The 22693-nt window shown below is 69.5% G+C and carries 20 protein-coding genes; 8 read left to right on the top strand and 12 right to left on the bottom strand.

Annotation, left to right across the window (positions count from 1 at the left end):
- From OH735_RS31910 to OH735_RS31885, 6 genes are all read right to left on the bottom strand, one after another.
- Positions 1-762, bottom strand: a complete 762-nt coding sequence (locus OH735_RS31910) for a carbohydrate ABC transporter permease (RefSeq protein WP_406385128.1) — start codon at positions 760-762, stop codon at positions 1-3.
- Positions 763-851: 89 nt separating this feature from the next.
- A complete protein-coding gene (locus OH735_RS31905; protein WP_406385127.1) occupies positions 852-1277 on the bottom strand; it encodes a hypothetical protein in 426 nt (141 codons plus the stop codon).
- 14 nt (positions 1278-1291) lie between these two features.
- Positions 1292-2563: an ABC transporter substrate-binding protein gene (locus OH735_RS31900; protein ID WP_406385126.1), complete on the bottom strand. Its 1272-nt coding sequence runs from the start codon at positions 2561-2563 to the stop codon at positions 1292-1294.
- Positions 2564-2682: 119 nt separating this feature from the next.
- Positions 2683-5502 carry a hypothetical protein gene (locus OH735_RS31895; protein WP_406385125.1) on the bottom strand — a complete coding sequence of 940 codons (2820 nt, stop codon included), beginning with the start codon at positions 5500-5502 and terminating at the stop codon, positions 2683-2685.
- A 441-nt stretch (positions 5503-5943) separates the two neighbouring features.
- Positions 5944-7923, bottom strand: a complete 1980-nt coding sequence (locus OH735_RS31890; RefSeq protein ID WP_406385124.1) for a DUF4838 domain-containing protein — start codon at positions 7921-7923, stop codon at positions 5944-5946.
- 41 nt (positions 7924-7964) lie between these two features.
- On the bottom strand, positions 7965-8120 hold the full coding sequence (locus tag OH735_RS31885) for a hypothetical protein (protein WP_406385123.1): 156 nt from the start codon (positions 8118-8120) through the stop codon (positions 7965-7967).
- A gap of 409 nt (positions 8121-8529) precedes the next feature.
- On the opposite strand from OH735_RS31885, the gene OH735_RS31880 reads away from it, so the two are divergent.
- The 3 genes from OH735_RS31880 (at position 8530) to OH735_RS31870 (ending at position 10586) form a co-directional block, all read left to right on the top strand.
- Positions 8530-9483, top strand: a complete 954-nt coding sequence (locus OH735_RS31880; protein ID WP_406385122.1) for a glycoside hydrolase family 16 protein — start codon at positions 8530-8532, stop codon at positions 9481-9483.
- A gap of 252 nt (positions 9484-9735) precedes the next feature.
- Entirely contained in the window at positions 9736-10137 is a 402-nt protein-coding gene (locus OH735_RS31875) for a hypothetical protein (RefSeq protein ID WP_406385121.1), read from the top strand.
- A 44-nt stretch (positions 10138-10181) separates the two neighbouring features.
- Positions 10182-10586: a GntR family transcriptional regulator gene (locus OH735_RS31870; protein WP_406385120.1), complete on the top strand. Its 405-nt coding sequence runs from the start codon at positions 10182-10184 to the stop codon at positions 10584-10586.
- 69 nt (positions 10587-10655) lie between these two features.
- Here the strand turns inward: OH735_RS31870 and OH735_RS31865 are convergent, their stop codons facing one another.
- The 3 genes from OH735_RS31865 to OH735_RS31855 all read right to left on the bottom strand — a co-directional run bounded on the left by OH735_RS31865 (position 10656) and on the right by OH735_RS31855 (position 13006).
- On the bottom strand, positions 10656-11213 hold the full coding sequence (locus OH735_RS31865) for a DinB family protein (protein WP_406385119.1): 558 nt from the start codon (positions 11211-11213) through the stop codon (positions 10656-10658).
- 208 nt (positions 11214-11421) lie between these two features.
- Positions 11422-11928: a DinB family protein gene (locus OH735_RS31860; protein ID WP_406385118.1), complete on the bottom strand. Its 507-nt coding sequence runs from the start codon at positions 11926-11928 to the stop codon at positions 11422-11424.
- 76 nt (positions 11929-12004) lie between these two features.
- Entirely contained in the window at positions 12005-13006 is a 1002-nt protein-coding gene (locus OH735_RS31855; protein WP_406385117.1) for an aldo/keto reductase, read from the bottom strand.
- 113 nt (positions 13007-13119) lie between these two features.
- Here OH735_RS31855 and OH735_RS31850 point away from each other — a divergent pair, with 113 nt between their 5' ends.
- Entirely contained in the window at positions 13120-14010 is an 891-nt protein-coding gene (locus tag OH735_RS31850; RefSeq protein WP_406385116.1) for a LysR family transcriptional regulator, read from the top strand.
- A 124-nt stretch (positions 14011-14134) separates the two neighbouring features.
- Here OH735_RS31850 and OH735_RS31845 read toward each other — a convergent pair whose 3' ends face one another.
- On the bottom strand, positions 14135-16585 hold the full coding sequence (locus OH735_RS31845) for an MFS transporter (RefSeq protein WP_406385115.1): 2451 nt from the start codon (positions 16583-16585) through the stop codon (positions 14135-14137).
- 187 nt (positions 16586-16772) lie between these two features.
- Positions 16773-17216 carry an SRPBCC family protein gene (locus OH735_RS31840; RefSeq protein ID WP_406385114.1) on the bottom strand — a complete coding sequence of 148 codons (444 nt, stop codon included), beginning with the start codon at positions 17214-17216 and terminating at the stop codon, positions 16773-16775.
- Positions 17217-17366: 150 nt separating this feature from the next.
- Between OH735_RS31840 and OH735_RS31835 the strand changes: the two genes are divergently transcribed.
- The 3 genes from OH735_RS31835 (at position 17367) to OH735_RS31825 (ending at position 19919) form a co-directional block, all read left to right on the top strand.
- Entirely contained in the window at positions 17367-17522 is a 156-nt protein-coding gene (locus OH735_RS31835; protein WP_406386976.1) for a hypothetical protein, read from the top strand.
- A 146-nt stretch (positions 17523-17668) separates the two neighbouring features.
- Entirely contained in the window at positions 17669-19282 is a 1614-nt protein-coding gene (locus OH735_RS31830; protein ID WP_406385113.1) for an alpha/beta hydrolase, read from the top strand.
- A gap of 67 nt (positions 19283-19349) precedes the next feature.
- Positions 19350-19919, top strand: coding sequence for a GNAT family N-acetyltransferase (locus OH735_RS31825; RefSeq protein WP_406385112.1), 570 nt, complete (start codon positions 19350-19352; stop codon positions 19917-19919).
- Here the strand turns inward: OH735_RS31825 and OH735_RS31820 are convergent.
- Positions 19891-20469, bottom strand: a complete 579-nt coding sequence (locus OH735_RS31820; protein ID WP_406385111.1) for an adenylosuccinate lyase — start codon at positions 20467-20469, stop codon at positions 19891-19893. The genes OH735_RS31825 and OH735_RS31820 overlap by 29 nt on opposite strands.
- 358 nt (positions 20470-20827) lie before the next feature.
- On the opposite strand from OH735_RS31820, the gene OH735_RS31815 reads away from it, so the two are divergent.
- A complete protein-coding gene (locus OH735_RS31815; RefSeq protein WP_406385110.1) occupies positions 20828-22609 on the top strand; it encodes a 3-hydroxyacyl-CoA dehydrogenase family protein in 1782 nt (593 codons plus the stop codon).
- The last annotated feature ends 84 nt before the right edge of the window (positions 22610-22693 follow it).

Raw genomic sequence — 22693 nt, 5'->3', positions numbered from 1 at the left:
TCATGTCTCCAAGTTGCGGCGGGGGGCGAGCGATCGTTGTGCGGCGAGGAAGGCGAGCGCGGCGGGGGCGGTGGCCATGACGGCTGCTGCCATGTAGAGCGGATGCAGTGTCGGCTCAAGTGCGGAGAGGGCGCGCAGGCCGAGTGCGAGCGGCCAGTCCTCCTCCGTGGTGAGCAGGATGAGCGGGTCGATGAAGTTCCCCCAGTAGGAGGCGAAGGCGAGCGCGGCCACGGCGAACATGGTCGGCCGGGCGAGTGGGAATGCGACCGACCTCCAGATACGGAACACCGATGCCTGTTCGACTGCCGCGACCTCATACAGGGACCGTGGAATGCGGTGGTAGGCGAATGCGAAGAGCAGCACGTAGAACGGTGTGGTTCCCATGACCGCGGGCAACGCGACGACGAGGGCGTGGTCGGTCAGCCCCAGCTGCTCCAGCATCACCTTGCGCGGCACCCACATGGCGGACGCGGGCATGCTGAGCACCACCAGCGCGATGCCGATCAGCAGGCGTCGTACGGCGGGGCGCGCCATGGCGATCGCGAACCCGGCCCAGGAAGCGACAAGTACGGTGACCGGTACCGCGGTTGACACGACAAGGACCGAGTTCAGCAGCTGTTGGCCGAGCGGGATCAGCCCGGCAGCGGTCTCGTAGTTCCCCGACCAGAGCACGTCCGGCAGGAGTTCGAGCCCGCCAGGAGGCGGCAGTCCGGGCTTGCGCAGCGAGCCGACGGCCATGATGGCCAGCGGGAAGGAGAACACGACCCCGACCATGCAGGCTGCCAGGGCCCGTCCTGCCGTGCTGCCACGAAGTCGGGCTCGTCGTCGTACACGCGCCTCCTGATGCACTGTCATTTCGGGGGCTCCGGTAGTTCCACGATCGCGATTACCTGGCCGCACGACCCCTCGCTCATGCCGACGAACCCTTGACCGTGGGGCGTTTTGACGAAGATCTCCGCGTCGATACCGTCATTCTGCGAGCTGAGGACGGTGAAGCCGGCCTGGTCCGCCAGCTTGTGCACGTGTCCGAAGGCCTCCCGGATCGATTCCCGGGTGGAGATCACCATAGAGGTGAAGTCGTGCTGCTTGCGGACGGTGGTGACCACGCCGAGGTCGCCGACCTTGAACCCGGATGGTAGGTCCGAGATATTGGCTGCCGGGCTGGGAACCGGGCAGATGGCAGCGTCTTCTGCCGAGCCGGGCCCGGATTCGGTGTTTGCCGTGGTAGGGGTGCAGGCCGTCAGCAGGGCTACGCAGGCCCCTGCGGTGATCAGCACTGCCCGAAGCCTTCTCACCGGGTGCCGTCACCGGAGGTGAACAACGGCCGGGTGCGCTCGTCGATCCGCTTGATCACGTCATCCAGGTGTGCGCCGTCGTGGAAGGCGCGGGCCAGTTCCTCGTCGGCTATGTCCTCGATCTCCGGCCAGGTCGCCAGGACCGGGAGGCTCTTGAGATACGGAAGGACGTCGAGGAACGCCTGGGAGTTGGCCGGCTTCTTGACAGGGGCGAGGAAGGCCGACGAGTTGGCGACCTCGCGCAGGGACGGCACCACACGTCCGCTCAGCGAGGTGATCCGCTGGCCGTCCTTCCCGGTGGCGAAGGCGATGAAGCGGGCGGCTTCACTGTGGTGCTTCGACTTGCGGGCGATGCAGTAGGCGTCCGAGTGCAGGACGCCGGCCGGCTTGCGGGTCACCGGCAGGGCGGCAACGTCCCAGTCGAGACCCTGTACTTCGCGCAGGGCCGGGGTTTCCTTACGGGAATCGAGGAACATCGCGAGCTTGCCGGAGGCGAACCGGGCCTGCAGGTCCTGACCCGCGAGCTCGGTTCTGTCCGGTCCTGCACCATCGTTCCGCACAAGCTGCACCAGCGACTCCAGGGCCTGCCGAGCAGCAGGCGTGTTGAGCGTGAGTCGCGTCGGGTGCTGGGGGTCGTCGACGATGTCGCCGCCGTTGCTCCAGACGAACGGAGCAAGGCGAACGATGGAGGGATCCATTCCCAGGCCATGGACGCCGTCGCCGGTGAGGCGGGTGGCCGCTTCCTTGAACTGCTCGAAGGTCCACCCCGGCTTCGGGGCTTGCACACCCGCCTCGGCGAACAGCGTGCGGTTGTAGTAGACGACCAGGGATGAGAGGTTCTGGGGCATGCACTGCACCTGCCCGTCGTACGTGAACGCGCTGATCGGCTGCTGGTAGTAGTCCGCTGTGTCCACGCCGACGCCGGCCAGGCGGGGGCCGATCGGTTCGATGGCGCCGCGGGCCGCGAACTGGGCGTACTCCCGGTAGTTGATCAGGAAGACATCCGGCGGCTCGCCGCCGGCGAACGCCGTCGACAGGCGGGTGAGGTGATCGGACTTATTCGCGACGGGTACGAGTTGCACCTTCGTCCCGGGATGGCTCAGCTCGTAGGACTTCGCTATCGCGCTGTATCCGGCAGTCTCCTCCGGCTCGCCCGAGACCTGGACACGGATGGTCGTGTCGCCGCCGGTGGCGGGCGCGGAAGTGGTTCCGCAGCCGACCAGAAGGGCAGCGACACCTGCCGCGAGGGCCATTCGACGCTTGATCATCTTTCTCACTTTTTTCTCTGTACGCAGCTGCACATCAGCTGAGCCTTGCCACCTCCAGGAGGTGATGGGGCAGGACGAGGGGCCGCGGGTGCGGCCCCTCGCGTGGTATTTCCTCGGTGTCATTCGGAGCCGAGATTGAGCCTCCAGGCTCCGAGTCCGTGGGTCGCGGCGTAGAGGATCCGCTTGCCCGGCACGACGGTCAGGCCCGCCACCTCGACGTTGGGTATCCCGGGGGCACTCTTGGCCCACGTCGTGGTCCCGGCTGCGAGCCGCAGCACGCCGAAGTCGGTTGCCGCGTAGAGGTCACCGTTGGCGTCGTCGCGCACCAGGTCATTGGCCGGCAGGTCACCGAAGTCGTACGAGCGGTCCGTCCAGCTGGCCTTGCCGGTCGCCGGGTCGAACCGGACCTCGAACACGTGCCCAGGGGTGGTCGGCGTGACCGAGTCGAAGCCGCTGTAGGAGATCCAGGCGTGGTTTCCGTCAGCGGGGTCGACGTGGATGCTGCTGATGAACCGGTTCGGGGTCACCGCGTCGTCGTCGATCCGGGTCCAGGAGACCGAGGTCGCCGACTCCGCGTCGACGTTGTGGGAGATGAACAGACGGCCGGTGGCCGTCGCCGCCCAGGCGGTGGCGGTGTCGACGGTGGTGCGCTCGACGGCCACCACCCCGAGCCCGGACCGGTCGCCCCAGGAAGTGGAGTTGAGCGGTTCGGGCCCGAGTTCGACCCAGTCGCCGCACACCACGGTGCGGTCGCGGGTCCTGGAGTTGCAGAGCCGATTGGCCTCCTCGAGCGTCCGGTCACCGAGCCCGAACGTCTTGGTCCGGTAGACCGAACGTCCCGCGCCGGCGAACATCGTGCCGCTGACCTTCGGGTCGCTGATGACCGGCGGGTAGAACTCGCTCCAGCCCTTCCCGTTGATCGGGTCGCCGGTCCAGATCCAGTCGGCGTTGTTCCCGTTGTTGAAGTTCACCTCCACAGACGCGCTGTTGAAGGTGTGGAAGCGGAACTCCGGCCGGCCGACGTCGAAGCCCGACTGGCCGCCGTCGCCGATCGCGGTGTTCCGCCACAGGTTCGGGCTGCCGTCGGTCTGCCAGGTGCCGTTGTCCTGCGTCCCGCCCTGTAGCACGTTGCTGTTGTGCGGGCTGACCGACAGACTGATGAACTGCAATGTGGACAGACCCTTGTTGATGCTGCGCAGCTCGGCCGGGATGCGGGAGAGCATCTGCCTGCAGCGGGATTTCGATTTCTCGTCCAGGTTCCGGCGAGGGTCGTCGCACCACGCCGAGCGGTCGACGAACGTGCCGCTGGACCGCATCATGCCGCCGTCGCTGGCCTCGAAGAACTGGAACGGGTTGTTGGGGTTCGTCGCCAGGGCCTGCTGGTCCGGGTGCAGGCCGTTCGGATGCAGCTGGTCGGTGCCGTCGAACGTCATGTCGGTGCCACTCACCCCGGCGTCGGTGGAGAGCACCAATCCCCGCTTGTTGGCGATCCTGTCGCCGTAGGCGTAGGAACCGCCGACGTAGACCATGTCCGGGTGCCCCTCCGGGCTGTGGACGAAGATGTCGTACCAGCACAGCTGACCGCAGAGGCCGAGCCAGGCGTACCCGGGTTTGGTGATGTCGGAGCTGGTCAGATCGGTGAAGGCCGGGGTGTCGGTGGCCGCGTCATCAGTGCGGAACAGCCGGGAGGCCGGCTGGCTCATGTTGCCCTCGTAGACGTACATCCGGGTCTTGCCGTTCGGCAGCCGGGTCACGTCGAAGGCGGGCCGGGTATAGGCGTTCGCCGCATTGAGCGACGGCTTGATCTGCTTCCAGGTGGTGCCGCCGTCCGGCGACCGCCAGATGCCCCGCGCCCACGAGCCCGCGTACACGATCTCCGGGTCGCTGGGGTCCAGTTCGACGCCCTGGACACCCCCCGGCGAGCAGGCGGTCTGGTTGGCGTACTCGGCTTGGCTGCCGGCGCAGGCCGCGGCGTCGGCCGACCCGTTGTGGACGAAGGCCCAGGTGGCTCCACCATCGGTGGACTTGTAGAGGCCCCACTTGGCCGAGTCGGGCACCGGACGGGTGATCCCGGAGCAGCAGGTGCTCGACATACCGCGGATCGCGGTGGAGGTGGCGACGTAAATCGTCCGGGGGTCACCCCGCTTGACCGCGATCTGGCCGATGCCCTTGCCACCGAGTTCCGCCTGGCCCAGTGGCCCGGTCCAGGTTTCGCCGGCGTCGGTGGACCTGTAGATGCCCACGCCGGCCACGCAACCGGAGGAACAGCCGTTGGCCTCGCCAGTGCCGACGTAGATTGTGTTGCCGGTGGCGTCGTTGCGGTCGATGGTCACCGTACCGGCGGCGTTGATGCCCAGCGGCCCGCCGAGGTACCGCCAGCGCAGATCGTCGGCGAGTGCGTTGTCGGTCCGCCAGATGCCGCCACCTGCGGCCGTGATCCACATCTTGCAGCGACCCGGTACGCAGGTGGGGCTGATCGCTACTGCGGTGGTACGGCCACCCGCGACGTACTCGTTGGGCAGATAGCTGGACGAGTCGCGGTACGGGGCGTACGGGTAGACCGCCTCCTTGGGTCCCACCGTGACCCAGGTGCCCTTCTTTCCCTTGCCCGTCGGCAACGGGCGGCCCTTGGCCGTGCGGTAGGCGGCGCGCGCGCCGTTCATCTGCGCCACGGTGATGGTGTCACCGGGGTAGGCGCGCTGGAGGAATGCGGCTTGCGCGGCGGATCCCGGGTCTTCCTCGCCTTCCTCGCCTTCCTCGCCGGATTCCGACCCTTCCTCGAGCGGGTTACCAGGGTCGGCTCGGTGCAGCTTGTCCAGATCCTGGCCCAGCGCGACCTGTGCTGCGGTTCCTGACGGATAAGTTGCCACGACACAGGCCAAGATAGCGAGCATCCCGGCCACGAGTGCGGCGAGCAACTGGCGACGTCTGCGCGTCACGTGAATTCCTTATCTGCGTTATCTGCGTTCACTGTCGACCGGCGGCCCGGCAAGGCAGCCATCGCCGACCGGGCGAGGATTGCGGAGGCATGTCGATCGGACAATGGGCGACCGCGCGCTGGCGGTCTTCACCGTCGCGGGGCGCCAGGTGGCACCGTCCTCGGTGGACGCCTCCGCCTCGGCCTTGTCGGTGTCCGCAGGGGCACCGGACTGGGTCGCGAAGGCCAAGTCGAAGTGGCGCCGCCCTTGGCGGTGTTCTCGGCGTGCAGGTCGAAGCCGTGCCTCGGCCAGAGCAGCGCTGGGTTCTCCTTACCGTTCTCCGGACGGGCGGACTTGGACGTCCACGCGGTGCTGGTCTTTGTGGACAGAGGGAACCACGCCAGGTGCTCGGTGTCCATAGTGATCCGGTAGGTCGCCGGGGCGGGGCTGACCGGCAGGTTTCTAGCGAAACACAGTGATGGAGCACTGAGCAGACGTCAGTTTCCCGCCATCGGCGCCAAAAGCGACAGTGACGGCGTAGTTCCCGGGTGCGACGTCGGTCCCGGCACTCAGGCGGACCGTTTCCGAAACCTCGAGCGGGCCCGATGCCCGCAGACGGCCCTGGGTGCGCTCGGCGGTGAGTCCCTGGGGCGTGATGAGTGTCCACTCCACGTCGTGCCCCTGGAAGTCGACGTCCTGCGCCGTGATCGTCATATCGACGGAGGCCCCCTGGCGCACGGTGAACCGGATCTGCGGCAGGTAACCCCATGCCGGGGAGCGGTACTGCTTGGCAATCTGCGCCCGGGTGACCTGTTCGCCGTAGCGCGGGGTGGTGTAGACCGACTCGAGCTGGATGCCGTTGAAGCGGTGCCGCTGGGTCAGCTGGCGGTAGCGGGCCATCGCCTGCTGCTTGCCTGCCTGATCGTTGGCCTGGGCGCACAGGGTGATATCGATGTCGGCCAGGGCGAGTTCGCAGCCCCAGGCGAGCCGGTCGAGGACGATCGCGGCGGCGCTGGTCCCGACGGTCTTCGCTCGCGCCGCGGCGACATCGGCCGCTGCAGCCTGGTACTTGCTCCGAAGGGCCGCCCCTTGGCCGGGTGTGTTGAGGACGTCCGGGTCGTCCGCGGTACGCAGCAGGTAGTCGGCCACCTCCTGCGCTGCCGGCCCGAACCGCGTGGGCAGATAGCTGCTCATGAAGTCGTCGTAGGTCAGCGTCGGATTCCATGCACTGCGGGCGCCGAACAGATGGATCGCCTCGAACTGCAGCCAGTTCGCCGGTTCGGAGTACGCTCCGATGCCGTTGACGCCGACGCTGCGGTACACGTCCGCGTCCTGGGCGAGGACACCGATCGGATTGCCCAGCTCGCGCCAGCGGTAGCGGCGCGAGTAGTCGTAGATCGCCAGTGTGCCCGGGTGGGCCGCGCGCCACCGACGCAGCACGTCCAGGTGGTGCGCGTTGACGGCCGAGGACGGATCGCCCAACGGGACGGAGTACGTGCGTCCGTAGGCGGCGAAGTCGATGAGCACCTTCGGGTCGAATGTGTACCCGGCCGTGGGCGTGTCCAGCCCGGCGCCATACGCGATGCGTTCGACCTGGACGTGCAGTCCGGCGTCGGCGAGGGCGGATACGAGCTTGTTCACAACGTGAACTTCGGCGTTGGTGGCGGTGCCGAACTCGGCGAGGGTGGCCTTCGGCCACGTCGCCCCGTCCGGCGGCCAGCAGTCGAAGATGGCGATCTCGGGCCGGGCCCGCAGATAGGTGACGACGTTGGCGATGTACTGTGATACCGCCGCGTCGTCGTGCACGTTGAAGACGTTGACCCCGGGAGTGTAGTACTGCGGGTAGTCGGCCCGGCGGAGAAATGCGTCGTACCCGTGGCCGCCGACTTCAACCATGATGCCGCGCTTGGCGAGCTCTGGTGCCATCCCTGCCGCGAAGTCCTCGTAGCGAGTGACTCCGGCCCCGTAGTAGTCATACGGAAAGACCAGGACGTTGAGCCGCTGCTTGCCCATCCAGTCGATCAGCGCGGTGAGGCTGGACTGGCTGATGCTCCAGCCCTCCTCGATCGCCTTGCGCCGCACCGGCCAAGGTGGGGTGACCAGGCTGGTCTGGGCGCGGACCGTGATGTCGACGGTCTGCGGCAGGGTCTCGGCGGCACCCTGGTAGTAGCTGAACTGCGGTGCGAAAGAACCGACTCCGAACTGCTCCAGCAGCGCGTATGTCGCGTACACCACGCCGCGGTCGCCCACACCGCTCAGCAGCACGCCGTGCGGGGTGGCGCTGACCAGGTAGTCGGCCGCGGTCACCTGATCGCCGACCGCCTCCAGTAGCCGCCCGAGGCCACCATCGAGGCCTACCTCACCGACAAGACCCCCGAGTTGCTGGACCGCTACGCCGACGGCTGGCACACCGCCGCCAAGCCGTTCATGCTGTCCTGTCACTGGTTCGGTCCTCACCTGCCCTACCTCATCCCGGACGAGTACTACGACATGTACGACCCGGTATCGGTACCGCCGCCGGCCTCCATGTCCGAAACCTTCGCCGATAAGCCCAACGTGCAGCGCCACCACTCCGCGTCCGATTCCTCCGGGTGGGCGCTGATCCAGTCGTCCGCCTGCCGCAGCACGGTGGTGAGCACTCGAAGCGCTCGGCCTCCGCGACGTACCCGGTGGCCTTGATGAAGTCGGCGCCCCCGACAGCTCCGCCGGTCACATCTGATTCCGGTGCGCCTACTCCGGCTGACCGCATACGCCCAGATCCCTTTCGCCGAGTCGCCCGATTCCGTCTCTCGGTGCCGCCGAGCGCCGAAAGACGACAGCCAGATCCGGTCCACCCGGGTGGACCCCCGCCGACGAGGAGAGTCCAAGGCCTCGGCACCCGAACGTCCACACCGTGCCATCCATGGACTTGGCAAGCGGGCCTTCGTCGGTTCCCAGCCGAGTACCTGCCGCCGACGTCCGCCGACCGGCCGGACCGACCCCGCGGCACCTCAAGTCGCGATAGCACCACCTGTCGCACCGTCTCCACATCACAACAGGAGGAACTCCATGTCGCACCGCCCCTCCCGCCTGCGCATCGCAGCCGTCCTCGCCGCTGGCGCCGGCCTGTTCACCAGCCTTCTCACCACGCTGCCGGCAGCCGCAGCCGAGGACAGCGTCGAGACGCAGCACGGCATCAGCGCCGGCCCCACGCCGGAGCAGGCATTCTTCGACGACTTCTCCTACACCGGCTCGACCGACCCCCGCCTGGCAGAGCGTGGCTGGAGCATCAAGACCGGCACAGCCCGCCCCGGCGACCCGGGCGCGACATGGTCGGCGAGCGGGGTGACCTTTCCCACCTACGGCAGCCGCCACCTGCTCCAGCTCAGTTCCAGCACCAACGGCACCCCGGCCGGCACCACTCAGGCGCAGCTGAGTCAGCAGCAAAAGTTCTTCTCCGGCACCTACGCCGCACGGGTCCGCTTCAGCGACGCGCCCATCAAGGATGGCCCGGACGGCGACAAGGTGGTGCAGGCCTTCTTCACCCTCTCCCCGCTCGCCTCCCCCATGGACCCGAAGTACAGCGAATTGGACTACGAGTACTTGCCCAACGGCGGCTGGGGCTCTCCGGGGAGCACCATGTACACGACCTCTTGGTACACCTACCAGCTGTCGCCCTGGGTCGCCGTCAACACACACACCGAACTCGCCCAGAGCTACGACGGCTGGCACGACCTGGTGATCCAGGTCGGCGACGGGCATGTGAAGTACTACATCGACGGCGCGCTGTTCGCCGACCACAGCGGGAAGTACTACCCGCGCACCCCGATGGCGATCGACTTCAACCAGTGGTTCATCCCTGGCGGCCTCCTGGCCAACAGCACGCCGCGCACCTACCACGAGCAGGTCGACTACGCGTACTTCGCGAAGGACACCATCCTGACCCCTCAGCAGGTGCACGCCCAGGTCGTCGCCTACCGCAAGGCGAACGTGGACTACACCGACAACGTGACGTCCCCCTGACCTCCCAGGTGGTGAAGCCCGCGAGCGGTAACCATATCCGGGAGCGCCTGGAAGCAGTCATGTCGTGATCCCCCGGTCAGGGAACACACCACCGGCCGGCTCACCGGCGTCGAAGCCGTGGTGGACCGGGACCTCACTGCCGCCCTGCTCGCCGAGCGGTCAGGGACGACATGCCGCTGATCCTCACCGACACCCCCCACGTCCTGCTCGACTACGGCATCACCGAGGCTTGTCCGCTACACAGCACCTCTCATGCCAACTGCGCACGCCAGCACGGTGATCGGGCGCGTCGGCAAGCTCTTCCGGATCGGCGACGTGCTGCTCGTCGCGTTCGCTGCACGAACTGCGCCGTCGCGCCTCGTCACCTACCCGCTCGCCGCCGACCTGCCCACACGGCTGAGCGAGTCGCACGAGATGGACCGCTGGATCGGCTCGGCCGACGGCCATCTCTACGGCTGGGGCCTGTGCGCCAAGTCCACCGAGGCGGTCTCGAACGCCTGCAACAAGGAACACGGCATCGTCAACAACGTCGTCGAGTACCTCGGTTACGACCAGATGCCGGCCATGCAGTGGACCGCGGCGGGCATCCTGCTCGCGGCCACCACCGTACTCACCGCGTTCACAGTGTGGCGGGTCTCCGGGAGGCCCCTCTAGGACCCGCACCGCAGGTGCATATTGTTTCGGCAGTCCAACGGGAGGTGAAGTCGGCGGTCGTATTCCGCATCGACAGACGCAGCGGAGTGGCAACGTACCTCCAGATCGTGCGACAGGTCGAACAGGCGCTGCGGATGGGCGCCCCGGAGGAGGGCGACCGGCTGCCCACGGCGGCGCAGGTCGCGGCGGAGACCAAGGTCAACCCGAACACGACCCTCAAGGCGTACCACGAGCTGGAGCGCGCGGGCCTCGCCGAGGTACGACAGGGAGCGGGCACCTTCATCACCCGCTCCCTCGCCCCGGCCCAGGAGGGCCCCGACTCCCCGTTGCGCACCTCGCTCGCCGCGTGGCTGGACGAGGCACGGTCCCAGGGCCTCAGCGGCCAGGAGGTCACCGCCCTCATCCGGTCGGTCTACGCGGCGGTGTATCCGTCCGGGACCGACGACTGAGAGCCGGTTCCGTACTCCTCTTCCACGAGGTACGGACGTACTCCTCGCCCACGGAGTGCGGAACCGTGCTCAGTCCTGTTCGGGGTAGTCGCCCGTGGCGCCGTCGGTCCGCTCGCGCAGCAGGTCCGCGTGGCCGTTGTGGCGGGCGTACTCCTGGATCATCACCAGGTACACCCAGCGAAGGCTGACGAGCCGGCCGCGGGTCTTCAACCGGAACGTCTCGTCGAGACCGCGCCCCGCGACCGCGGCGTCGCACGCCTCGACCTCGGCGCGGTACGCGGCGAAGTCCCGTTCCACGTACGCGGCGTCGACGCCCTCGATGCCTTCGTCCCCGTCCTGGGGACCGGCGAAGACGTCACCGATCGGCTCACCGGCGAAGCTCCGCCGGAACCACCAGCGTTCGATCTCCGCCATGTGCCGCACCAGGCCGAGGAGTGTGAGGTTCGACGGTTCGGCGGTGGTGCGGGCCAGTTGCGCCGGGTCGAGTCCGGCGCACTTGGTGAGGAGCGTCTCCCGGTGCCAGTGGAGCCAGCCCTCCAGCATGACGCGCTCGTCCGCGGTGCCCGCAACGTTCAGCTGGTCGCCGTCGGATGTCGTACGTTCGATGCTGGGCGCCGTCCAGGTCATGGTGGTCATCCTCCCACCGGGCGATCCCGTCCATCCACTTCACGACCGGGATCCCACGCGCGTACGTCTCCTTCGGCGCACCGGATACGGCGCCAGGATCAGTTTCGACACCCACCGGGGTGGGCCTGCACCGCGGCCAGGGCGTATCCTCCGCCGCCCGAGATGCTCGACGCCCCGACCCCCCGTAACCCCCTGGAACCGGGGGTGTTCACTCCCCGGTGACGCCGTCGATGCTCTCCCTGAGCAGGTCCGCATGGCCGTTGTGCCGCGCATACTCCTCGATCACGTGAGTGAGGATGTACCGCAGCGAGAACACCTCGTCGCCGTAACTTCCGGTGATCTCAAGGGACTCGGCGGCCTCCACGGTCGCCCGCGAGCGCGCGCACTCCTCGTGCCAGATCCTGAACGCCTCGTCGGGGTCGGCGGTTTCCACGTCGAACTCGGCGAACTCGCCCGCGTTCGGCCCGGGCCAGTGCGGCGGCGCCACCTCGTCCTTCAGCACGCGGCGGAACCATGAACGCTCCACCTCGGCGAGATGACGGACCAGCCCGAGCAGGGTCAGGTCCGAAGCGCGAACGGCCGCCCGCCTCAACTGCTCGGGCGTGAGCCCGGCACACTTCATGGCCAGGGTCTCGCGCTGGAACTGGAGGAAGCCGCTCAGCGACGCACGTTCGTCGCCCGTCTGCGGAGGAAAAGTTCTCTCGTCGTCGTGCATCGCGTCATCATGCCAACCACGACGGCCAGGCGCCCGATGATTTCGCCGGGCCCGGCGGCAGGGCCCGGCGGGGTGCTCAGCCGGCGTCCCGACCCTTGAGGATCTCGTGGATCCGGGCCAGCTCCTCGTCGGCGAACTCGAGGTTGCGGACCGCCTCGACGCTGTTCTCCAGCTGGGCGACGCTGCTCGCCCCGACCACGGCGGAGGTGACCCGGCCGCCTCGCAGCACCCACGCGAGCGCCATCTGCGCGAGGGACTGCCCACGCGCGGACGCCACCTCGTCGAGTGCCCGCAGTCGCTCCAGCAGTTCCGGAGTGACCGAATCGGGCGTCAGGAAGGGGCTGTCGCCCGCCGCGCGCGAGCCCTCCGGGATGCCGCGCAGATAGCGGTCGGAGAGGATGCCCTGCTCCAGCGGCGAGTAGGCGATCGCGCCGGTGCCCAGCTCGTCCAGCGCCGTGAGCAGACCGTCCTCGGCCCGGCGGTCCAGCATCGAGTAACGCGGCTGGTGGATGAGGAGCGGGGTGCCCAGCTCCTTGAGGATCCGGGCGGCCTCCCGGGTCTGCTCGGGCGCGTAGTTGGAGATGCCGGCGTAGAGCGCCTTGCCCTGCCGAACCGCCGAGTCGAGCGCCCCCATCGTCTCTTCGAGCGGGGTGTCGGGGTCGGGACGGTGCGAGTAGAAGATGTCGACGTATTCGAGCCCGAGCCTGGAGAGGCTCCGGTCCAGTGACGAGAGCAGAGTCTTCCTGGACCCCCATTCCCCGTACGGGCCGTCGCCCATCAGATAGCCCGCCTTGGTCGAGATGACGAGCTCGTCCCGCAGCCGGGCGAAGTCCGTCCCCAGCGCGCGCCCCATCGCGGTCTCGGCGGCGCCGGGCGGCGGTCCGTAGTTGTTGGCGAGGTCGAAGTGGGTGATGCCGAGATCGAAGGCCCGGCGCAGGATCCGCCCCTGGGTCTCCGGCGTCCGGTCGGCGCCGAAGTTGTGCCACAGACCGAGGGAGAGCGCGGGCAGCAGCAGCCCGCTGCGTCCGGTGCGCCGGTAGGGCATGGTGCGGTAGCGGTCGGCGGACGGGAGGTACATACGGGCTCCACGGAAGAGGGGCGGGTGCGGTGCGCGGAGTCCAGGTTCGCCGACCACGATCCAGCAGTCCAACAGGAGATTCTGCTGGGATTCAGCGACTACATTGCTCAATCATGGAATTGCGTCAGCTGGAGCACTTCGTCGCCGTCGCGGAGGAACAGCACTTCACCCGTGCCGCCGAGCGCCTCGCCGTGTCGCAGTCGGGTCTGTCCGCCTCCGTCCGGGCCCTGGAGCAGGAGCTCCGGACCCCGCTCTTCAGCCGCACCACGCGCAGCGTGCGGCTGACCGAGGCGGGCCGCGCCCTGCTGGTGGAGGCCGAGCGCACACTGGCGGGGGCGCGGGCGGCGCGGGACGCCGTCGACGCGGTACGGGGGCTGCTGCGCGGCACGCTGTCGGTGGGCGTCGAACAGTGCGTGGCCGGGTTGCGTCTCCCGCGTCTGCTGGCGGCCTTTCACCGCAAGCATCCGCTCATGGAGATCCGGCTCCGTCAGGAGGGCACCACCAGCCTGGTGGACGGGGTGGCCGGCGGGCGGCTCGACGTCGCCTTCGCCGCGACCGTCAGTTCCGTCGAGTGGCGCGGCGAGCTCCTCCCGCTGGCGCGTGAGCCCCTGATCGTCCTCTGCGCCCCCGGCCACCGGTTCGCGGCGGCGCGCGGCGCTGCGTGGGGTGAGCTGCCCGGTGAGTCCTTCATCGACTTCCATCCGGACTGGGGTCCGCGCCGGGCGGCGGACGCGGCGTTCGCCCAGGCGCGGGTGCGGCGCACGGTGGGGCTGGAGGTCAATGACGTGCACAGTCTGCTGGAGTTGGTGCACGAGGGGCTGGGGATCGCGCTGGTGCCGCACCACTTCTCGCGCAAACCCGAGGCCCGCGGGCTGGTGACGGTGGAGCTCGAAGAGCCCCGGCCGCCGTTCTACGAGAGTGTCGTGGTGCTCCCGGCGGCCCGGGCCATGAGCCCGGGCGCGCGGGAACTGATGACGCTGCTCCGGAGCGGCGACGGGACGTAAGGACGAGCGACGGCCGACCGTCGGCCCCGGGCGGTGTGCAGAGCGAAGCCCGGCGCACCCGGCCGCGCACGGAACGGCTCCGGCCGGGCGCCGGGCGGTGGGACCACGCCTTCCCGTGGAACGGTCAGTCCTCGTGCCCCAGTTGGAGGTCGCGTTCGGTCCGCCCGCCGCCCGCGACCTGGAGGACGGTGGCCACCGGCGGATACCCGGCCGCGATCACCGTGTACTCACCGGTGGACAGGTCCACGAACCGGAATGCGCCGTCGGGCCCGGTGGTCAGGGTGTCGACCACATTGCCCGCCGCGTCCAGGAGCGTGACCCGGGCGTCCTCGACGGGCCGGCCGCCGCTCGCCCGTACGACACCGCGCAGCACCGCACCACCGGCGAGTTCGATGTCCTGCCGGGTCTCCCTGGCGGCCTGCACGCTCACCGGCAGGGCGGCAGGCCGGAAGGCGGGGGCGCTGGCCGCCAAGGTGTACTCGCCGGCCACCAACTCCGTGATGACGTAGCCGCCTTCGCGGCCGCTGCGGGTGGAAGCGACCACTTCGCCGCGCACATCGGTGAGGGTGACGGCGGCATCGCGCACCGGGATCCCGTCAGCGGTGACGACGGTCCCGGCGAGACGCCCGGCGCCGCCGAGCACCACGTCGAGTTCGACGGGCCGTTCGCCCACGGTGACGCTGACGGCCTGCGGCTGGTGGCCGCCGGCCGCGGCGATGAGGACATAACTGCCGGCGCCGGGCACGCTCAGCGCGTACCGTCCGTCGTCCCCGCTCGCGCCCCGTCCGACTTGCTGTCCCTGGACGTCGATGAGAGTTAGGGCGGCGCGCGGCACCTTCGTACCGTCGGGGTGCTGGACGCTGCCGCACACGGGCACGCCCGACAGGTACACGGGCGGCGGAGCGGCGGCGGCGGCGCGGGCGGCGGGGATCGGTGCGGACTCGGCGGCGGATTCGGGGCTGTGGTGGGACACCAGCGGTTTCTCCTTGAGGAAGAAGGCGAAGAACAGACCGAGCGCGAGCACCGGCACGAGGTAGAGGAAGATCCGCGGCATCGCGTCGGCGTACGCCTGGATATAGCTGTCGCGCAGCGCGGGCTCCATGGCATGGACCAGCTGCGGGGTGATCGACTCGGGGTCGGGGAGATCGGCGCCGGACGGCAGACGGACCGCGAGCGCGTCCGCGAGGCGGCCGGCGAAGAGCGTCCCGAAGACGGCGGCGCCGACGCTGCCGCCGATCTGCCGGAAGTAGTTGTTGGCACTGGTGGCGGCGCCGAGGTCGGCGGGCTGTACGGAGTTCTGCACGGCGAGTACGAGTACCGGCATGATCAGGCCGATCCCGATGCCGAGCACGGCCTGCGCGATGCTGTACTCGAGGCGCGGCGTACCGGTTTCGAGCCGGGAGAGCAGCCACATGCCGACCACCGAGACGGCGCCGCCGAGGATCGGATGGACGCGGTAGCGGCCGGTCCGGGAGATCATCTGGCCGGAGACGACGGACGCGACGACGATGCCGCCCATCATCGGGAGCATCAGCAGCCCGGACTCGGTGGCCGTGGCGCCGTCGACCATCTGCAGGAACGTCGGCAGATAGCTGGCGGCGCCGAACAGCGCGACCCCGACAACGGCGCCGACGAGCGCGGTGACGTTGAAGATCGAGTCGCGGAACAGCCGCAGCGGAATGATCGGTTCGGCTGCCCGGTGCTCGACGACGAGGAACAGCAGGGCCGTTCCGACCGCCCCGGCGCCGAGCCCGAGGATGGTGCGCGATCCCCAGGCGTACTCCGTACCGCCCCAGCTGGTCAGCAGCACCAGGCAGGTGGAGGCGGCCGCGAGGAGCAGCGCGCCGAGGACATCGAGGCGGGGGCGGACGGTGGGGCGGGGAAGTTTCAGTACGACGGTGATGACGGCGAGGGTGATCAGGCCGAACGGGACGTTGATGTAGAAGCACCAGCGCCAGGAGGCGTGGTCGGTGAAAAAGCCGCCGAGCAGCGGGCCGGCGACGGAGGCGAGGCCGAAGGCGGCGCCGATGAGCCCCATGAACCGGCCGCGTTCCCGGGGCGGCACGACATCCGCGATGATCGCCTGGACACCGATCATGAGTCCGCCGCCGCCGATGCCCTGGACGGCGCGGAAGGCGATCAGTTCGTCCATGGTGCGGGACCAGCCGGCCAGCGCGGAGCCGATGACGAAGACGACGATCGCGAACTGGAAGACGCCCTTGCGGCCGAAGAGGTCGCCGAGCTTTCCGTAGATCGGCAGCCCGATGGTGGAGGCGAGGAGGTACGCGGTGACGGCCCAGGACATCTTCTCCAGGCCGTGCAGCTCACCGACGATCTTCGGCAGTGCGGTGGCGACGATCATCTGGTCGAGCGCCGCGAGCAGCAGCGTCAGCATCAGCCCGAGGAAGACCAGCCGGATGTGGCGGGGGCTGGTCTCCGGCACGGGGGACGGGGCGGCGGCGGCCCCTTTCTCGACGGAGGGCGGCGAGGGCTGCGGCATCTGCAGCGTGGACGCAGCCTCGTCGGCCCCCGTGCCGCTCGGCTCGTCCTCCAACAGAGTGATCCCACCCACCACGTGCCGCTCCCCTCGTCGCATCTGCGCCGCCCATTTCTCGCATCGGGCGACAAGCAAGGGCAAACGCGACGGGGGGCGCTGACGGCGCACTCGGGGGGCTTATCCCCCGGTGAGAGCCACTACGGCGCACAACCGACGGGCCGAGAAGACCACCCGAACCGGTGAGGCCGGCCAAGAGGGCATGGAGCTACTTCTCGACCTCGGCGGCGAGGTTCTGCAGCAGCTCGTCGTAGATCCGGCCGAGTCCCTTGGGGGCAAAGGTCTTCTCGAAGAATCCGCCGATGCCGCCGGCGCCGTTCCAGACGGTCGACACGACCGCCTTCGACTTCCCCTCACCAGCCGGGGTGACGGTCCAGGTGGTGACCATGGAGGAGTTGCGGTCCTTCTCCACGAGGCGGCCGTCGGTGGGCTCGGTGACCTCCAGCAGGCAGTCGCGCACCCGCTTGCTGGTGGCCTGGAGCTTCCAGTGGACGAGGGTCCCCTCGCCGTCACCGCCCTCACGCACCTCGTACTCGCTGAAGTGGCCGGTCAGCACCTTGCTCCGGGTCTCCGCGTAATCGGCCAGCGCGTCGAACACCGTCTCCGCGTCCGCCGCGATGACTCGCTCTGTCGTGGCCTCGACCTGCGCCATGGCTGTTCCTCCAGCACTCGGTTGTTCGGGGGTGTGCTGAGCCAATCACCTCCGGCACGCCGCTCAAAATCCGGGCCGGGACGAAGGGGAGAAAACGATCAAGGGAACAAGCGTTCCATTCTCTGCTCCAGTGCTACCGAGGAGGCGTCCATGCGCTGGGACAATCCGGTCGAGAACCCCGCCACGGCCGGGAACAGCGCGCTCTTCACCGCCGACGCGGTGACCACGCGCACCTTTGACACCCCCGGCACCGCTCGACGGCCCCGGGCCGACCCGGCTGCCCCTGCCCCGACCGTGCGGACGTGACGTATCCGGGTCGGGGGCCCGGCGCATCCGGTGGGGGCAAACGGGTCAACTCTCACCAGAACAGGTCCTTCCCGGCGTGAATGCGGGGAGCATGCGGCGGGGGCTGCACCCCGCGCAGCCGCGTTTCCCCCACCACGGGAGGGCATATGACGAAACGTCCAGGAATTCTGTTCGCCGTCGGTGCGACGGTCGCCGGTCTGGTGACCGCCGCTCCGCCCCCGGCGACCGCCGACACCGGCGCGCCGAGCGCCGCGGCCCAGCTCACGTGGACCGACTGCGGCACCGAGTCGTACCCGCGGCTGCAGTGTTCATCGGTCAGTACACCGCTCGATCATGACGATCCGTCGGGCCGGCGGATCACCCTTGCCCTGTCCCGGATCCCGCACACCTCGAAGACCTTCCAGGGCCCCCTGTTCGTCAACCCGGGCGGCCCGGGCGGCAGCGGCCTCTCGATGGCCGGGTTCGTCGCGTCCTCGCTGCCGAAGCGGATTGCGGCGCAGTACGACGTGATCGGCTTCGACCCGCGCGGCGTCGGCAAGAGCCGGCCCGCGATGGACTGCGTACCGAAGTACTTCGCTCCGCTGCGTCCCGACTCGGTGCCGGGCTCGCCCGCCGTGGAGGAGGCCAACCGGAACCGGGCCCGCTCGTTCGCGCAGGCATGCGGGGAGAAGTATCCGGATCTGCTGCCCCACATGGATACGGTCAGCGCCGCCAAGGACCTCGACGTGATCCGGCAGGCGACCGGTTCCCGGCAGCTCAACTACTTCGGGTACTCCTACGGGACCTACCTCGGCGCGGTGTACGCCAAGCTGTTCCCGGAGCGGGTGCGGCGCCTGGTGCTCGACTCGAACGTGGACCCGGAGGGCGTCTGGTACGACGACAACATCGGCCAGAACTACGCCTTCGACGCCCGTCACAAGGCGTTCGCCGCCTGGGTGGCGAAGCACGACAGCGCCTACGGGCTCGGCAGCGACCCCGCGGTGGTCGAGCGTGCCTGGTACGCGATGCGTGACGCCGTCGAGGCGCACCCCGCGGGCGCAACGGTCGGGGCGAGCGAGGTCGAGGACACCTTCTTGCCGGGCGGCTACTACAACGGTTACTGGCCCTACCTGGCCGACGCGTTCGCCGCGTATGTGAACGACCACGACCAGGACGCGCTCGTGAAGGCGTACAAGAAGCTCGGCGCGGTCGACGCGAAGGGCGACAACGGGTACTCGGTCTACACGGCCGTGCAGTGCCGCGACGCCCAGTGGCCCCGCGAGTGGAACACCTGGCGCAACGACAGCTGGATCGTCCAGGCCAAGGCGCCCTTCTTCACCTGGAACAACACCTGGTACAACGCCCCGTGCGCCGACTGGCCGGTGGAGCCGCTGAATCCGGTGCGGGTCTCCAACAGCAGCCTGCCGCCGGTGCTGCTCTTCCAGGCCACCGAGGACGCGGCCACGCCGTACGAGGGCGGTGTCACCTTGCACAGCAAGCTGCGCGGCTCCAGCCTGGTGGTCGAGCAGGGCGGCGGAAACCACGGCATCACGCTGAGCGGCAACGACTGCCTGGACACCTATCTGGCGGACTATCTCGCCAAGGGCACCGTCCCGCGCGGCAGCGGCAGCCAAGCCGACGCGGACGCGGTCTGCGCGAAGTCCCCCGACCCGAATCCGCTGACCGGCAAGGCGGCGGCGAAGTCGGTCAAGTCGGTTCCGGGAACGGAATCCGGCAGCAGGGGCAGCGTCCTGCACACCCTGCTCGGTTTCCGCGGCTGACGGCCGTCGGACCGGGGCCGGACGAACCGGTACGGGCCGTCCTGGCGCATGGGCCAGGACGGCCCGTATGACGATACGGACCACGCCGCCCCGCATGCCCGATGTGCGCGTTCGGGACATGACCGTCGACGACTGCGAGGCGGTCGCGAAGGTCCGGGTGCGCGGCTGGCAGGCCGCGTACGCCGGGCTGATGCCGCAGTCGCATCTCGACGCCATGGACATCGCCGAGGACGCGCGGCGGCGCCGCGGGTTCTTCGCCGAGGGAAACACGGTCGTGAATATGGTGGCCGAGCGGCCGGGCCTCGGGGTGATCGGCTGGGCCTGCTACGGCCCGTACCGCGAGAACGGCCGACGGACGGCGCGGGGCGAGCTGTACGCGATCTACGTGGCGCCCGAGCAGATCGGGACCGGGGTCGGCCGCGCCCTGATGACGGAGATGCTCAGCCGTGCCGCCGCGGACGGCTTCCCGGACCTGGTGCTGTGGGTCCTGAGGGAGAACGCCCCGGCCCGCCGCTTCTACGAGCGTGCCGGGTTCCTCCCCGACGGCGCCGAGGAGCCCTTCGAGGTGGACGGCGTACCGGTGCCCGAGTTTCGCTACGTACGCGCCCTCAGGCCTCCGGCCCCCGCAGCCGACTGAGCGCGTCCCGCGCCGCGCCACCCAGTCGCGGGTGCGGCACCGCCGACTCCAGAACCGGGCGGGCCCGCTCGTCCCCGAGTTGCCCGAGCCCCTCCACACAGGCGAGCGCCACCCGCCAGTGCGGATCGCCGGGGGCCAGCAGCCGCTCCAGGATGCTCATCAGCGCCGGTACGGACTCCGGGGCCCGCAGCGCGGTGAGGAGCCGCACCGGATGCAGGGCGTACGCGGTGCGCAGGGTGTTGGTCGCCAGGGCGGCGGCTGCCCGCGGGGTGCGGGGGTCGCCGAGGCGCACCAGTGCGTGGGCGGCGCAGACGCAGCGCTCGGGGTCACGGTGGTTGAGCAGCAGGACCAGCGCCTCGAAGGCCCGTCGGTCTCCGGCGCAGCCGAGCCGGAACGCGGCGATCTCCCTTGCCCAGAGCGGGCGTTCGCGTTCCACGAGGACGCGGGCCAGTTCCTCGTCGTCGTCGGTGGCGAGCAGCCTGCGGTACGCCGCCGACTCCCCCGCCTCGTCAGCCAGCCGGTCCGCCAGGGACCGGAACTCCTCGTCCATGACCGTCAGCGTATCGACGGGGACTCTGCGTATCGAGGGCCGTGGCGAATGTGACATGACCCACGACGACGCGGGGCTGGCGCGCTCGTTACCCACCGGTTAAGCTCATGTGAGCGGGACACACTCCCCGCTTGCTCCGATGGCCTGGTGACGCAGCCATCCGGAGTGCCTGTCGGTTCGGCAGCTTTGCGAGACGTGACTCGGGACAGAGTCCGTCGCCCCTTCCCGGTCCGGGCGCGCCCAGCGTTCCCCGGCCCTGAGCACCACGACACGCAATTCCCTCACGCACTGCGCCCGTTCGCCCTTTCGGCGCGCGCCGTGCTCCTCACAGTCGTCACTCATTCTCTGGAGTCCCGTGATGGACACCCCGCTCAGCACCATCGCCGTCGTCGGTCTCGGCACCATGGGCACCGGCATCGCCGAGGTACTCGCCCGCGCCGGCCACGAGGTCATCGGTATCGACATCAGCGAGGCGGCCGCCCGTCAGGCCGTCGCCGCCCTGGAAGCCGCGACCGCCCGCGCCGTGCGGCGCGATCGGATCACGGAGGAGGAGCGGAGCGACACCCTCGCCCGGTTCCGTACCTTCGGGGACCTTCGGGCCGCCGCGGAGGCGGAGCTGGTCATCGAGGTCGTGCCCGAGTCGTACGAGATCAAGCAGCAGGTCTTCCGGGAGCTCGACGCGATCGTCTCCCCCACGGCGATCCTGGCGACCGGCACCAACGCCCTGTCTGTGACCCGGCTGGCCGCCGAGTCGCTGCGCCCCGAGCGCGTGCTCGGCCTGCACTTCTTCAACCCGGCGCCCGCGATGAAGCTGGTCGAGGTGGTCTCCTCGGTGCTGACCGCGCCGCCGGCCGTCGAGGCGGTCACCGCGCTCGCCCGCAGCCTGGGCAAGGAACCGGTCGCGGTCGGCGACCGGCCGGGTTTCGTCGCCGACGGACTGTTGTTCGGGTACCTCAACCAGGCCGCCGCGATGTACGAGGCGAACTACGCCTCGCGTGAGGACATCGACGCGGCGATGAAGCTGGGCTGCGGTCTGCCGATGGGCCCGCTCGCCCTGCTCGACCTGATCGGGATCGACACGGCCCGTACCGTCCTGGAGGCGATGTACTGCGCGTCGCAGGACCGGCTGCACGCCCCGGCCCCCGTTCTCAGGCAGCTCAGCGAGGCGGGGCTGACCGGCCGCAAGTCGGGCCGCGGCTTCTACACGTACGCGGAGTCCGGCAGCCAGACCGTGGTGCCGGACGCGCTCACCCCGCAGGACAGCGCGTCCGCGGTGGCCGGGCGCACGGTGCGGTCGGTGGGTGTCGCGGGCTCGGGGACGATGGCCTCGGGGATCGCCGAGGTCTTCGCGAAGGCCGGCTACGACGTGGTGCTCGCCGCCCGCAGCCAGGAGAAGGCGGACGCCGCGAAGGGCCGGATCGCCAAGTCCCTGGAGCGTTCCGTCACCAAGGGGCGGCTGACCACCGAGGCCCGGGACGAGGCCCTGGCCCGGATCACCGCGGCCGGTTCGCCGGACGCCTTCGCCGATGTCGATCTCGCGGTCGAGGCGGTCGCCGAGGACCTGGCGGTCAAGCAGCAGTTGTTCGGGACGCTGGACAAGGTCTGCAAGCCGGGCGCGGTGCTCGCCACCACCACCTCGTCGCTGCCGGTCGTGGCGATCGCGCGGGCCACCTCCCGTCCGCAGGACGTCATCGGGATGCACTTCTTCAACCCGGCGCCCGCGATGAAGCTGGTCGAGGTGGTCCGCACGGTGCTCACCGCGGACGATGTCCACGCCACGGTCCGCGAGGTGTGCGTCAAGGTCCGCAAGCACCCGGTGGACTGCGGGGACCGGGCCGGCTTCATCGTGAACGCGCTGCTGTTCCCGTACCTCAACAACGCGATCAAGATGGTCGAGGAGCACTACGCGAGCCTCGACGACATCGACGCCGCGATGAAGCTGGGCGGCGGTTACCCGATGGGCCCGTTCGAACTCCTCGACGTCGTCGGGCTCGATGTCTCGCTCGCCATCGAGAAGGTGCTGCACGGCGAGTTCCGCGATCCGGGCCTGGCCCCCGCACCGCTGCTGGAGCACCTGGTGGCGGCCGGCTGCCTCGGTCGCAAGACGGGGCGCGGCTTCCGCGAATATGCCCGGCGCTGAGCGGGTCCGGGTGGGGAGGGCTGCTCGATCCGTCGGGCGGCCCGCCCCCACAGGCGCGTTCCCCCGCACCGATGCAGTACGTTC

The sequence above is a fragment of the Streptomyces sp. NBC_01618 genome (genome assembly GCF_045209435.1).
GTDB lineage: Bacteria > Actinomycetota > Actinomycetes > Streptomycetales > Streptomycetaceae > Streptomyces.
Note: the sequence above shows the minus strand (reverse complement) of the source record. Positions and strands in the feature narration are given on the sequence as shown.